The organism is Corynebacterium sp. LK33, assembly GCF_014334955.1.
GTDB classification, from domain to species: domain Bacteria; phylum Actinomycetota; class Actinomycetes; order Mycobacteriales; family Mycobacteriaceae; genus Corynebacterium; species Corynebacterium jeikeium_D.
This window is the reverse complement of the sequence record NZ_PDGU01000025.1, coordinates 1-13,364: the sequence shown is the minus strand read 5'-3', so window position 1 is coordinate 13,364 and position 13,364 is coordinate 1. Positions and strand designations below refer to the sequence as shown.

The following is a 13,364-nucleotide window of genomic DNA, read 5'->3' as shown; positions in this document are numbered from 1 at the left end:
TCAATTCGCTGCCCACTCTAATGCGACTACAGAATTGGCGCAGACGGGGGCGACGGGCTCAGGCCAATTCTGAAAAACGGATAGCATTAGGCATGACTTACGGTCATGTACTCATTTCACTAGAAAGAAGTCCGCGACCGAGCAATTTCACCCCCGTTAGATAGCCAAAACCCCGTAGTCGCCCTCTAGTCCAAGCAAAGGATTTTCATGAAGTCTCCAGGCTCCTCTGATGCAATCCCCCATGCAGTCTTGGTGGCAGCACTTCAAGAATTCACCGCAAAGGGGTATGCAGATGCCCGTTTGGATGCCATTGCTGCCGCCTCTGGTGTCTCCAAGCGCATGCTTCACTACCACTGTGGTGACAAGTTGGGACTCTACAGGGCGACGTGGGCACATGTGCTGGAGACCGTAAGGCCTGACGACGACGACCTGCGACCGCACTCCAATGTGCCGGTGGAAGCCTTGCAGCATGTGGTCGGCGTTATCTACGACTACTTCTCGGCGAACCCGCTCGCCGTGCGGTTCATCATCCAGGAAAACCTACACCCGGTCCTGCCGCTAGAAGGCATGACTGGGCTTGGTGGTCAGAGCCCTATTGTGTTGGAGTTTGACCGCATCTTGTTGCTCGGCCGCGATTACGGTGCATTCCGCACTGATATTTCCGCACTTGATCTTTATATTCTCGTGCTTTCGCTGGCTACCTTCCCCACCCTTCACCAGCGGACTTTTGAAAACCTCTACGGCATTGAAATGCAATCGACGGTGCTGTCGGACAAGCTGCGTGAGTTTGCTCAGGACACTGTGACCAGCTTGTTGACGGCCTCGCCTCGCAACGAACCGGGCAGCTCGTACACTTCCCTGCTGGCCTCCCATGGCGCGAACTCGTCCGCGCTTGGCGCAGAGGTCTACGGCGATCAGCCCAACCCAGAGACTCAGGACTTGACCACTGACGATGCCCCGGATTACCGCGACATCTACGGCATGGACGACTAGGGCTCCATACAGACATCAAAAACCCGGTTAGAGCGGCTACTCTAACCGGGTTTTAGCTACCTTTACGCAGTCTTCTTATCCTCGCTGCGTTCAACGAGTTCCGGCGCTGCACCGTCCGTGATGCATTCCTTGTGGACAATGACCTCCGCAACGTCGTCACGCTCTGGTACCTCGAACATTACGGGAACCAAGATTTCTTCCATGATGCCGCGCAGACCACGGGCGCCGGTATTGCGGCTAATCGCCTTGGCAGCAATGGCGCGCAGTGCCTCATCGTCGATGGTGAGACGCACACCGTCCATGTCGAACAGGTGCTGGTACTGGCGGACCAGAGAGTTCTTCGGCTCGGTGAGCACACGAACCAGCGCGTCCTCATCGAGGTTGGTGACCGATGCGATAACGGGCAGGCGGCCAATGAACTCAGGAATCAGGCCGAATCGAACGAGGTCCTCCGGCAGCACGTCGCGGAATGGATCCTTCATGTCCTCGTCGTTAGCCGAGGTGACATCTGCGCCGAAGCCCAGGCCCTTCTTGCCGACGCGCTCCTGAACGACCTTTTCCAGACCGGCAAACGCACCCGCGACGATGAACAGGACGTTGGAGGTGTCGAACTGAATGAACTCCTGGTTCGGCAGCTTGCGCCCACCCTGCGGGGGCACGGCGGCTACGGTTCCCTCGAGAATCTTCAGCAGCGCCTGCTGCACACCTTCACCGGAGACATCGCGGGTGATGGAGGTGTTCTCGGACTTGCGCGAAATCTTGTCAATTTCATCGACGTAAATGATGCCGCGCTGTGCCTTCTCGACGTCGAAATCAGTAGCCTGCAGCAGCTTCAGCAGGATGTTCTCCACGTCCTCACCGACATAGCCGGCCTCGGTCAGGCTGGTGGCGTCAGCGATCGCGAACGGCACATCCAGCTTGCGAGCCAGTGTCTGCGCGAGGTAAGTCTTGCCGCAGCCAGTCGGCCCCAGCAAGAGGATGTTCGACTTCTGCAGCTCGACGTCGTTGTCCGACTTGGTCTCCGCAGCACGAAGGCGCTTGTAGTGGTTGTAGACCGCGACGGCCAGCGTGCGCTTAGCCATGTCCTGGCCGATGACGTACTCATCGAGGAAGTCTCGAATTTCCATCGGCCGCGGCAGGCGGTCGTCGTTGCCAGTTGCCTCGCCGCCGGTGTTGAGCTCCTCTTCGATGATCTCGTTGCAGAGCTCGATGCACTCATTACAGATGTACACACCAGGTCCGGCAATCAGCTTCTTGACCTGCTTCTGACTCTTTCCACAGAAAGAGCACTTCAGCAAATCCGCACTTTCTTGCATACGCGCCATGAGGCTCCCGCCGCCGCCTTTCCGCTTCGTTGCCAATAATTGCTTCAGACCAGCCTACCGTGAGAGTGCGCAATTACCGGCTTCCACGCCAGGGCGAGGCGAATTTCACGCAATCTCGCTCGGCGCTTTACGACGGCCAGTGCACAGCACTCCAGAGAGACCATGTCCCCTTTTAAGCGTTGTGCTTGCGGTACTCGAAGACCTGGTCGATGATGCCGTACTCGACGGCCTCTTCGGCGGTCAGGATCTTGTCACGATCGGTGTCCTTGCGGATCTGCTCTGCAGTGCGACCGGAGTGGCGAGCCAGAGTCTCCTCCATCAGCTTGCGCATGCGCTCGATCTCGTTCGCCTGAATCTCCAGGTCGGAAACCTGGCCCTGGATACCCTGGGTGGCCGGCTGGTGAATGAGCACGCGCGCATTCGGCAGAGCTGCACGCTTACCCGGTGCACCCGCAGCGAGCAGGACGGCTGCCGCGGAAGCAGCCTGGCCCAGGCACACCGTCTGCACGTCGGGACGCACGTACTGCATCGTGTCGTAGATGGCCATCAGCGACGTGAAGGAGCCACCTGGGGAGTTGATGTACATCGTGATGTCACGATCCGGGTCCAGCCCCTCGAGCACCAGCAGCTGCGCCATGATGTCGTTAGCGGCGGTGTCGTCGACCTGGGAGCCGAGGAAGATAATGCGCTCTTCGAAGAGCTTGTTGTATGGGTTGGATTCCTTAGCACCAAAGCTGGAGTGCTCCACGAAAGAAGGAAGCACGTAGCGCGACTGCGGCATCTGCATATTGTTCATCTCCATGTTGATTAAATCGCCTCTAATTATTCGCTACTGTCCGCTTTTAGCGTGCAGTGTCCTTGAGGGCGGTTACGACGTGGTCAACCAGGCCGTATTCCTTAGCCTCAGCCGCGGTGAACCAGCGGTCGCGGTCCGAGTCTTCCTCAATGCGCTCGACCGGCTGACCGGTGTGCTGCGCAATCAGGCGAGCCATCTCCTTCTTGGTGGCAGCGAACTGCTCAGCCTGAATGGTGATGTCGGATGCGGTTCCGCCGATACCTGCAGATGGCTGGTGCATCATAATGCGGGCGTGCGGCAGCGCGTAACGCTTGCCCTTAGCACCTGCGGCGAGCAGGAACTGGCCCATGGAAGCTGCCAAGCCCATGCCGTAGGTAGCCACGTCGCACGGAACGAACTGCATGGTGTCGTAAATGGCCATGCCAGCGGTGACGGAGCCGCCCGGGGAGTTGATGTACAGCGAGATATCCGCCTCCGGGTCCTCGGCTGCCAGGAGCAGCATCTGACCGCAGAGCTTGTTGGCAATCTCATCGTCGACCTGCTCACCCAGCCAAATAATGCGCTCCTTGAGCAGCTTGTCGAAAACCGTGTTCGTCGACATCTGGGCGTTATCGCTCATCTGTGTACTCCTTTTTCGTACGTGTGCGAGTTTTGTCGTTCATTAGAGGGTAACGAAAAGGGCCGCCCCTTTGTTTCGGGAACGGCCCTTGTTCGCTATAAGCGTTGCGTCATGTCGAACGCGCCGCGCTAATTGCGGGGCTTACTCAGCGGAGGTGTCCTCAGCCTTGTCGGACTCAGCCTTCTCAGCCTCCGGCTCGACCTCACCGAAGTACTCGTTCAGGTCGATTTCGTTGCCCTCGGTGTCCTTGGCGGAAGCCTTCAGGATCGAGGTAGCCAGAGCCTTGCCGCGGCGAACGTCTGCGAACAGGTTGCCGAGCTGGCCGGACTGCTGAATCTGCTGGATGAACTGGTTCGGGTCCATGCCGTAAGACTGAGCAGTGAACAGGATGTGGTCGGTGAGTTCCTGCTGGGAAACATCCGGCTGGATCTCTTCAGCCAGTGCGTCCAGGAACAGCTGGGTGCGGACAGCTTCCTCAGCGGACTTCTTGGAGTCCTCGTCGAACTGCTCACGGGTGGTGCCCTGTGCCTCCAGCATGGAGTTCAGAACCTTCTCGTCGCCGCCGAACTGACCCAGTAGCTGCTGCAGCTGGCCCTCGACCTGCTCCTTGACAACACCCTCCGGCAGAGCGATGGTGGTCTGCTCCATAGCGGCAGCCAGAACCTTGTCGCGAACCTGCTGAGCCTGCTCACCCTTCTTGGTGTTCTCAACCTGGCGAGCCAGATCTTCCTTCAGCTCGTCGATGGTGTCGAACTCGGAAGCCATCTGAGCGAAGTCGTCGTCAGCTTCCGGCAGCTCGCGGACCTTGACGGACTGAACGGTAACGGTGACCTGAGCGTCCTCGCCCTCGTGCTCGCCAGCAACCAGCTTGGTGGTGAACTCCTTGGACTCGCCCTGGGACAGGCCGACAACAGCGTCATCCAGGCCGTCAATCAGGTCATCGGAGCCAACCTGGTAGGACAGGCCCTCGGTGGAGGCCTCTTCCAGCTCTTCGCCGTCGATGGTGGCGGACAGGTCGATGGAGACGAAGTCGTCCTTCTCAACTGCACGCTCGACGCCGGTCAGGGTGCCGAAACGAGCGAGCAGGTTCTGCAGCTCAGCCTCAACAGCTTCGTCGTCGGCGACCAGCGGGTCAACCTCAACTGCGATGTCCTCGAACTTCGGCAGCTCAATCTCCGGACGGACGTCGACCTCAGCGGTGAACTCAACGAGCTCGCCGTCTTCCAGCTTGGTGATGTCGACCTCAGGCTGACCGATAACCTTCAGGTCCTCCTCGCGAACGACCTCGTCGTAGCGGGACGGGACCATGTCGTTGAGCACCTGCTCCAGGATCGGGCCGCGGCCGAAGCGGGCCTCAATCAGCTTTGCCGGTGCCTTGCCCTTACGGAAGCCCGGAATCTGGACCTGCTGAGCCAGTGCCTTGTAGGCGTTGTCGAACTCTGGCTTCAGCTCGTCAAACGGGACCTCGACGGTAATCTTCACTCGGGTCTCATTGAGCTTCTCAACGGAAGACTTCACTGGTGCACTCTCCTGCAACTCGATGATTAATTCATAGACCACGGGAGTGCCCGTGATACTGGTCGGGGTAGCGGGATTTGAACCCACGGCCTTCCGCTCCCAAAGCGGACGCGCTACCAAGCTGCGCCATACCCCGTATGCGCCATTCGAAACCTAGCAGAAACCCCTTTGGAGCATCTGCACCGGGGCCCTCATAGGCGCGAAATCGCGTTTCCACAACGGACCCGTATAGATTTACCTGACGATTAATGAAATCACAAAACCACGCGTTCAACCAGGCCATTACTCTGTCTGAAAACGCTTTACGACGCCATCGAGAGCCAACCTGCCAACTACTACTGGTTTCATGAAATCCATGCATATCACAGGGCGTTTGCATCACCTCGGCACTGCTTTTGGCGGCCTCGTTTACTGCAAACACTCCATTCGTCGGCCGACCCTCCAAAGAAGCCGCCTAAAACGACTGCCCCTTTGTTGAGTCGTGTGACAGTGTAATCAACGGCTATACGCCTGTTTCATATACCCCATATTGCTTTAGTTTCATTTTCTGTTTTTCCCGGCCACAGCCACTTTTCTTTAAATCCTTCGAGAAAAACCTGGCATCGATTTTTGTATGTGCGCTTTAACGAGTTAATATGCCTTGTACCAAGACACGGTCTGGTTGAGGCGAGTGCGCATCTAAACCGGATTTCTGTCTATGGGGATGTCGTATAGTGGCTAATACCTCAGCCTTCCAAGCTGAAGACGCGGGTTCGATTCCCGTCATCCCCTCCATGTGAAAGCACCCTCCGGCCAGCGTCGGAGGGTGTTCTTCTTTTTGACGGGATCCGTCCCGAAATCCGTCACAGGCATGTCACGACCGCGTGCGCGCGTCACGGTTTCATACAGCGTCGGTAACAAGTCGGTGGCACTGTCATGTCGGGTCTTTTGCCGTCGTCACGCACAACTAGTCCCGGCGGCATGAATCCTCGCATCATCGACAAGGACACCGGCGTCGAGCTGTGGACCGTCGCCGAATGCGCGGAGTTCACCGGTACCGCGCGCGGCACGTTCGCCAGCTATGCGGGCCGTGGCAAAGCGCCGGTGCCGGCGGCGAAGCTCCACGGGCTGAACCCGCGGAACTCCGACGACGTGCGCGAGTGGCAGAAAGGCCACGAGGCGAAGGGCAAGTAGCCGGCCCAATCTCGGACCGGTCAGCCCGGCATGACCGGTCAGCCCAAGTAGTGGGCGGCGACGACGTTGGCGATCTCGTCGGCGTCGTTGTGGGCGACGAGCACGCCGTGGCCGTGGCCCGGCAGCTCGATGAGCTCGCCGCCCATGACCGCCTGCATCGCGCGGCCGCCCGTGCCGGTCACCGCCGCATCGCGGTCGTAGTGGAGCAGCAGCGGCTTCGACTCGAGGGCGTCGCCGCTGAGTTCCACGGCAGCGCCCTGCCCCGGCCAGCCGAGGCATAGCTGCCCCGACGACAGCGCATCGGCGTTGAGGCGGAAGATGTCGCCGCCGGTGAACTGGTCGAGGTACGTGCGGGGAATGCGGGACGGGTCGGCGGCGGTGACGTTGTCGTTGCAGATGATCGCCCGCTCGATGGTTCCCATCGCCTCGGTCTGCGCCATCATGTCTTCCGGGGTCACGCCCTCGGGTAGTTCGGGGGTCTCCACCTCGCCGGTGACCACGGCGTCGGCGATGTCGGGCCACATGCTCTCCGAGTACGTCGCCGCGAAGGTCTGCTGCAGCAGCACCGACTGATTGCCGGCGCCGGGGCGCATCAGGTTCGCCGCGAAGGAATGGCTGCGCCACGCGACGGGCAGAACGCCGTCGGCCAGCTGCATGAACGCCTCCGGGTCGTCGGCGAAGGCGGCGGGCACGTCGCCCACCTGCGTCGGCGGCGGGTAGACCTGACCCGGCGCGCCAACCTCCTCGTTGATGCGCTGCGACCAGCGCGCGTACACCTGCAGGGCGGTGGTGCCCAGGCCGTACTCGTCGTCACGGTCGGCGATCCACTGGAACATCGCGTTGAGAGCCTCGCGGCGCCACGGCTCGCGCGAGTCTCCGAGCCGAAAGTAACGGTCGGCAGGATCGACCGAGGAATCCAGCACCATCCGGCCCGTCTTGTCCGGGAACAGAGTCGCGTACGTGCTCATCAGATCCGTGCCGTAGGACAGGCCGTAGAGGTGCATGACGTCCTGGCCGAGCACGTCGCGGACATGGTTGAGATCGCGAGCGGTGTTCTCCGTGGTGATGGTCGCCGCGTATCCCGGTTCGTTGGCTTCGCAGGAGGCGTACATCGCGCCGACCTGCCCGGAGAGCAGACCCGTCATCGGGATGTCCGCCACGTTGCAGTTCAGCGGGGTGCCCCAGGCCAGGCCGCGCGGCTCGACGGCGATGAGGTCGAAGTGCTCCCGGACGGCGGTCGGCATCCTCACGGCCTCGTCGGAGAACATTCCCAACGCGTCGCCGCCGGGGCCACCCGGATTGCCTGCGATGACGCCACGGCGCTCCCCCGTCGCCGGAACCCGGCTGACAGTGAGGGAAATCGTCGCGCCCTCCGGGTCGGAATAATCACGTGGCACGTCGATGTCCGCGCACACGGTGCCCGGCGCGGTCATCGCCGCGGTCGGGCACGCGCCCCAGTCCAACCCGCCGAGATCGGCCGGACCGGCGGAGCCGCCGGCCGACGCCTGCGGCACCGACAGCAACGTGCCCGCCAGCGCGAGCGCCGTGACCGGGGCCAACGCCCTGCGGACGAAGGACGTCCGGGACGACGGGGCCGCTGAGACTCGGCTCGCGGACCGGGCCTCGGCACCGGTCTCCACAGAGGAGACGGCGGGGGACGCTGCGCCGAATTCGGCGGGGGACAACTTCTTCGTGGGGCGCACGGGGATAAACACCTTTCATCGACTGCAACGAACGGTATCAAACCGTAACGCCGACCGCACGCCGTTCAAGGCACGAAGATTAGGGCACCGGCCGCACGCTGTTCAACGCACGGAGATCAGGGCACGGACCGCACCCGGTACACCAGCACCGCACCGACGGCGGTGAGCGCGCCCGCGAAAACGTACAGGCCGGGGTACCCGCCGAGGTTCGCCAACGCGAAGGCGGCGAGCACCGGGGCGGCCATGTTCGGGCCGGCGACGGCGAGGTTCATGACGCCCACGTCACGCCCGCGCTCATCGGCCTTGGGCAGCACCTGGTTGATCAGGGCCTGATCGACGGCCATGAACACGCCCCACGACAGACCCAACAGCACCGCCGCGCCGACGACCATGGCGAAGCTCCCGGCGAACGCCATGATCGCGCAGGCCCCGGCGACGCCCATCGACGACAACGCCACGAACACCCGGCGCTTGCCCATCTTGTCGGACACTTTGCCCGACAGGATCGCGGTGACGATGACGCACAGGGCATACGCGCCGGTGAGGACGAGCACGCCGGCATCCGGATCGGGGTGGCCGATGTGATCGCGCAGGTAATAGAACAGGTAGAACAACGCGACCGAGTTGCCCGTGGTCACCAGGAACCGGGCGATGAACACCCACGTGAAGTCGCGGTAGAGCCCTCCGGGCACCTCGGCGACGGCGGGCACCACGGCGTCAGCGTCCCCGCCGGCGTCGTCAAGCACCGGAGATGCGGCCGCCTGCGACCGCACCCGGGACACGTCGCGGAAGCCCGGCAGGAACTGGCCGATGAGCACCAGCAGCAGCGCCGCGGTGACGATGTACGCCAGCCCCAGGTCGAACACCGTGGCCACGACGGTGCCCAGCACCACGCCGAGGGTGTACGTCAGCCCCAGCACACCCGAGACCACGCCGTACTGATTGTCCGGCACCGTATCCGGCGCCACCGCCTGGGCCGCGTTGATTGACGCCGCGATGGCCAGCTGGAACACCGCCCACCCGATGGTCAACGCCATGAAGCCCGGCGCGGCGCCCAGGAACACCAGCGACCCGGCCGCCGCCAGCCCGCCGAAGAGGATCCACGGGGCGCGGCGGCCCCAGCGCGTGTCCGTGCGGTCCGACAACCACCCGGCCAGCGGATGCCCGATGATGGAGAAGAACCCGCCGACCGCCATGAGGAGCGCGAACTTCTCCTCCTTCTCCCCCGGATGCCAGATGAGGATCTGCTGCGCCAACAACAGCTGCGTCGGCGCTGCCCACGAGATGTTCTGCCCCAGGTACAGCAGGCCGTACCGCACGATCCAGCCGGTGGTCACCGGCGTGCGCTGGGCGGGGTCGGCGGTGAAACGCCCGACGTCGGAGATGGCGCGTTCGGAGGAGCCGGCGTGTTCGGAGGAGCTCATCCCTGCACCCCATCCGGCTCCGGCGGCTGCGCCCGCACGTTGGGGTCGGTGTGTTCGTCCGCGACGGGGTAACGACGGCCTGCGGTGTAGCGCCGGTGCAGCTCCGGGGTGATCCGCCCGGTGCGGGCCAGCTCGGCCAGCAGGCGGCCCGACGGCTTCATCGTCCGTTCCTGCGTCTCGTAGTCCAGGTGGACGATGCCGAATCGCGGCTCTTCGCCGTCGGCCCATTCCCAGTTGTCCACGAAGCACCAGTGGTACCAGCGCTCGATGGGCACGTCCGACTCGGCGATGGCCCGCAGGTGCTCCAGGATGAACCGCGGCCGGAACGACTCCAGCCTGCGGTCGGCAGCCCCGGCGTCCGGGTTGGCGTAGTCCCCGGCCGGATTCGTCTTTTCGACGCCCGCGTCCACGCCACCGACCGACAGCTCCAGATCGCCGAGATCGCAGGTGCCGTTTTCGGTGATCCAGACCGGTCCGCCGAAACGCTCGTTCAGGTCGCGGGCGCATTCGACCAGGCCCTCGGGGTGGATTTCCCACCCGAGGTCGTTGACCGGAGCCCCGACGAAGGTGCCGTCGTCGAACTTGTCGACGGCCGTGCGCGAGTAGTAGTTCAGGCCCAGGAAGTCGTGGTGGCGGCCCGACGGCAACCCGCGGCCGACCTTCGCCCCGCCCAGCAGCGGATGGAACTTCCCCGCCAGATGCGCGTCGGCGACGATGTCCTGGAACAGATGCCGATTGATCCGCGCCAGGCCGCGGTGGATGGGGTTGCGCGGATTGCGCGGCGCGAACGCCCGTGCGTGGTGGGCGATGCCGACCTTCGCCCGATCCCCCTGGATGCCGTGGATGACCTCGTAACCGCGGATGTGGGACACCGCCATGTTGCGCAGCACGGCCATCGTGTCGCCCCACGAGCGGTTGCCCGGCGGGCCCGAGCGGAACATGTGCGCCTGGGTGGCGTACACGTTCGGCTCGTTGACGGTGATCCACTCGTCGACGAGGTCGTCGAGCGCCCGCACGGTCGTCTCCGCATAGCGCAGGAAAGCCGCCGGCGATTCATCGGAGGTGAAGCCGCCGCGCCGAGCGAACCAGAGCGGATTGACGAAGTGATGGAGCGTCACCAGCGGACGAATCCCCTTGTCCCGCAGGTCGGCAATCTCCTCACGGTAGCGATCCAGCACCGCATGGTCGAACTCCCCCGGCCGCGGTTCGATACGCGCCCACTCCACGCCGATGCGAGCGATGGGCAGACCCAGCGACGCCATGAGCTCGTTGTCCTCCCGCCACCGGTTCCAGTGGTCGGTGGCGCGCAGCGGGGTCGAACCATCGGCGATGTTGCCGGGCTCGCGGGCCCAATCGAACCAGTCGTTGTTCTCGTCACCGCCCTCGATCTGCCCGGCGGCCGACGCCGTGCCGATCAGCAGACCCCGCAGATCGACGTCGTGATGCAACGGCTTCGCGAGCGGCGACGTGCGCGGCTGAGGATGGAGAGTTCGGTCATTGGCAGGCACATTGGTTGACATGCCGACATCCTATGTCACACATCACGCGTAGTTTTTGGTTTTCAAACAAAATGTTATGGGTTTCGCGCGTCGACGGGGTCGTCGTAAAGCAACCGAGTAGAGCAACCGGATCGTTCGCGAAAAATCCGCTCCCCCTGGAACGAATCGGAGCCCCGGCCCGTTGTTGACGATGTCCCCCCCCCCCAAAAAAATCAAAAATCACGTTAGGAACCCCACTTGTCAGCCTTCTAAGCTGAAGACGCGGGTTCGATTCCCGTCATCCCCTCCACGCAACCGGGCGCATTGCTCCCGGTTTTTGCTTTCTGAGCCGACGTCCGGGGACCAGAAATTCTTCTGACCTCTGTTCAGGATCCAGTGCTACGGGTACTCTGGGCACCATGAAGCCCACCATTATCGATGCCGATACTGGACACGAACTATGGACAGCGGTCGAATGCGCTGCTTTTTCCGGCACCGCACGTGGCACTTTCACCAGCTACGCTGGCCGCAAGAAGGCTCCTGAGCCCGTCGCGAAGCTTCATGGGTTGACCCTGTGGGATTCCGAAGAAGTTCGCGCATGGCACGCCAATCGAAAGAGCCGCACCAAGCGCACCGACTCCGCCGAGTCATAGATACCTACCCATACCCAATCTTTTCCTGGTTCCCGAGCTGCCTCTGTCGCACAGAGATGTCAGCTCGGGAACTTTTTGCGCTCTACGTGCGTTATTTCAAGTAATTACTAGCAATACTCGCAATTTCCTTTTGGAGGCCTAGCCCATGGGGGCTTTAATCCTGATCGCTATCACCGTCGGCGGTGCGATTATCATCGCGTCGATGGCTCAAAACCGCTCTAACAGGGCATTTGATGCCCGCCAGAACAATCAATTGGAAGACGCCGTCGCAGACGCCCGCCGTTGGATTGAGCGGCTGGGCTCACAGGTGCTGAATCTCGCTGGCACCGATTCGGCTTCCACGCAGGCTCTTGCCGACGCATCCGAGCGTTACAACGCCGCATCCTCGCAGATTTCTACTGCTCGGACCCCGGCACAGGCCCGAATGGCGCGCGAATCGGCGCTGGAGGGCCTGCACTACATCAATGCTGCTCGCGAAATTATGGGTCTGCCGGCGGGGCCGACACTGCCACCGCTGGAGGGGCAGAAGGCCGCTGGTTCTGTGACCGAAACTCGCACCATTGAGCACGAAGGCCACTCGGTTACCGCCTCGCCATACGCCACCCCGGAAACTCCGAACTACTACCCCGGCGGCCGTGTCGCTGGCCGTCCGGTTCCAGCCGGTTGGTACTCCGAGCCCTGGTGGAAGTCCGCGCTCCGCACCGGTGTCTGGACCGCTGGCTCGATGCTGCTGTTCTCTACTCTCTTCCACGGTATGGCCGGTGTTGCCTACGGCGCTGATGAGTTCGCCAGCGGCATGGGCACCGGTGCTGACGACTTCGGCGGCACTGAGGACTTTGGTTCCGATGACTTCGGTGGAGACGACTTCGGTGGCGGCGCTGCCGATGCTGGTGACGCAGGCGACGGCGGTGGCTTCTTCGACGGCCTCTTCGGCGGCGACGGTGGCGACGACGGTGGCGGATTCTTCGACGGCGGATTCGACGGTTTCGATATTTAGAAGAAGTCCGGCGCCGCTATTTCGCTCAATTCGCAAAAGGGTCGACAGTGGCGTCTGTCTGGGGCCGATACTCAATCTTTCTGGCGGCCAATCGACCAGCTTCCTTGCCAAGGATGCTGCTAATTAAAGCAACAGCCATATCCATACCTGCTGCGACCCCTGATGAGCTCCACCGATTACCGTCTTCGACCCATCGGGCTTCTTTCACCCACATCACTTCGTTTCCGAACGAGGTGGCCCAATCAAAAGCCAACTTATTACTAGTTGCCCGCTTTCCTTCAAGTAGCCCAGCCGCAGCAAGCAGCGCCGAACCCGTGCAGACCGACGCCACTAACCGCGCCTGGGATCCGATGCGCTTAAGCCACTCCAAAAACTCTGCATCTTCAACTAGTGTTCTGCTCCCTGCTCCACCGGGCACCAGGAGAATATCGACTGCCTCAAGTTCAGCGATGCAGCGCGTGGCGATAACCTCCGTCCCCTGAGCGCTGGTTATCGGACCGGCAATGTTGGCGACATATTCGACCTCAATCTCTGGGACATGGCCAAAAAGGCCAACCGGTCCAAATACGTCCAAGAGCTCGAACCCGGGGAATAGCACAACAGTTACTCGGCGATGCGCTTCTTGATTTGTCATACGACAATTCCTACTCCGTCTACACATGAAAAAAGGTCTGGTCCCAGAGTT

At 62.1% G+C, this 13,364-nt stretch carries 12 protein-coding genes and 2 tRNA genes; 5 read left to right on the top strand and 9 right to left on the bottom strand.

The genetic code is table 11. From position 1 onward, the window contains the following. The first annotated feature begins 207 nt into the window (after positions 1-207). The gene (locus CRD20_RS08490; RefSeq protein ID WP_187405243.1) at positions 208-993 is read left to right on the top strand and encodes a TetR/AcrR family transcriptional regulator; all 786 of its coding nucleotides are present in this window, start codon (positions 208-210) and stop codon (positions 991-993) included. 62 nt (positions 994-1,055) lie between these two features. Here the strand turns inward: CRD20_RS08490 and clpX are convergent, their stop codons facing one another. The 5 genes from clpX to CRD20_RS08465 all read right to left on the bottom strand — a co-directional run bounded on the left by clpX (position 1,056) and on the right by CRD20_RS08465 (position 5,387). After that, positions 1,056-2,318, bottom strand: coding sequence for an ATP-dependent Clp protease ATP-binding subunit ClpX (clpX, locus tag CRD20_RS08485; protein ID WP_042388518.1), 1,263 nt, complete (start codon positions 2,316-2,318; stop codon positions 1,056-1,058). Between the two features lie 172 nt (positions 2,319-2,490). Further along, positions 2,491-3,114, bottom strand: coding sequence for an ATP-dependent Clp protease proteolytic subunit (locus CRD20_RS08480; RefSeq protein WP_369707172.1), 624 nt, complete (start codon positions 3,112-3,114; stop codon positions 2,491-2,493). 46 nt (positions 3,115-3,160) lie between these two features. After that, positions 3,161-3,733, bottom strand: a complete 573-nt coding sequence (locus CRD20_RS08475) for an ATP-dependent Clp protease proteolytic subunit (protein ID WP_016422302.1) — start codon at positions 3,731-3,733, stop codon at positions 3,161-3,163. A gap of 141 nt (positions 3,734-3,874) precedes the next feature. Beyond that, entirely contained in the window at positions 3,875-5,338 is a 1,464-nt protein-coding gene (gene tig, locus CRD20_RS08470) for a trigger factor (RefSeq protein ID WP_101687704.1), read from the bottom strand. Beyond that, a tRNA-Pro gene (locus CRD20_RS08465) sits at positions 5,311-5,387 on the bottom strand. Before CRD20_RS08465 ends, tig begins: the two co-directional genes overlap by 28 nt. 563 nt (positions 5,388-5,950) lie before the next feature. Between CRD20_RS08465 and CRD20_RS08460 the strand changes: the two genes are divergently transcribed. Continuing rightward, a tRNA-Gly gene (locus CRD20_RS08460) sits at positions 5,951-6,025 on the top strand. A gap of 186 nt (positions 6,026-6,211) precedes the next feature. Next, positions 6,212-6,424: a hypothetical protein gene (locus CRD20_RS08455; RefSeq protein WP_042388516.1), complete on the top strand. Its 213-nt coding sequence runs from the start codon at positions 6,212-6,214 to the stop codon at positions 6,422-6,424. A gap of 38 nt (positions 6,425-6,462) precedes the next feature. Here the strand turns inward: CRD20_RS08455 and CRD20_RS08450 are convergent, their stop codons facing one another. The 3 genes from CRD20_RS08450 to CRD20_RS08440 form a co-directional block, all read right to left on the bottom strand. After that, positions 6,463-7,983: an alpha/beta fold hydrolase gene (locus CRD20_RS08450; RefSeq protein ID WP_126107929.1), complete on the bottom strand. Its 1,521-nt coding sequence runs from the start codon at positions 7,981-7,983 to the stop codon at positions 6,463-6,465. A 260-nt stretch (positions 7,984-8,243) separates the two neighbouring features. Beyond that, positions 8,244-9,551, bottom strand: coding sequence for an MFS transporter (locus tag CRD20_RS08445; RefSeq protein WP_016422298.1), 1,308 nt, complete (start codon positions 9,549-9,551; stop codon positions 8,244-8,246). Then, complete coding sequence (locus CRD20_RS08440) at positions 9,548-11,071, bottom strand: glycoside hydrolase family 1 protein (protein ID WP_016422297.1); 1,524 nt, start codon at positions 11,069-11,071, stop codon at positions 9,548-9,550. The genes CRD20_RS08445 and CRD20_RS08440 overlap by 4 nt, the downstream gene beginning before the upstream one ends. A 377-nt stretch (positions 11,072-11,448) precedes the next feature. On the opposite strand from CRD20_RS08440, the gene CRD20_RS08435 reads away from it, so the two are divergent. Together CRD20_RS08435 and CRD20_RS08430 are read left to right on the top strand one after the other, a co-directional pair. Then, positions 11,449-11,682 (top strand): hypothetical protein, encoded by a 234-nt coding sequence (locus tag CRD20_RS08435; protein ID WP_040361601.1) that lies wholly within the window; start codon positions 11,449-11,451, stop codon positions 11,680-11,682. Positions 11,683-11,827: 145 nt separating this feature from the next. Continuing rightward, a complete protein-coding gene (locus CRD20_RS08430; RefSeq protein WP_187405242.1) occupies positions 11,828-12,679 on the top strand; it encodes a DUF1542 domain-containing protein in 852 nt (283 codons plus the stop codon). A gap of 25 nt (positions 12,680-12,704) precedes the next feature. On the opposite strand, the gene CRD20_RS08425 is transcribed toward CRD20_RS08430, so the two are convergent. Then, entirely contained in the window at positions 12,705-13,313 is a 609-nt protein-coding gene (locus CRD20_RS08425) for a DJ-1/PfpI family protein (RefSeq protein ID WP_187405241.1), read from the bottom strand. Between the last annotated feature and the right edge of the window lie 51 nt (positions 13,314-13,364).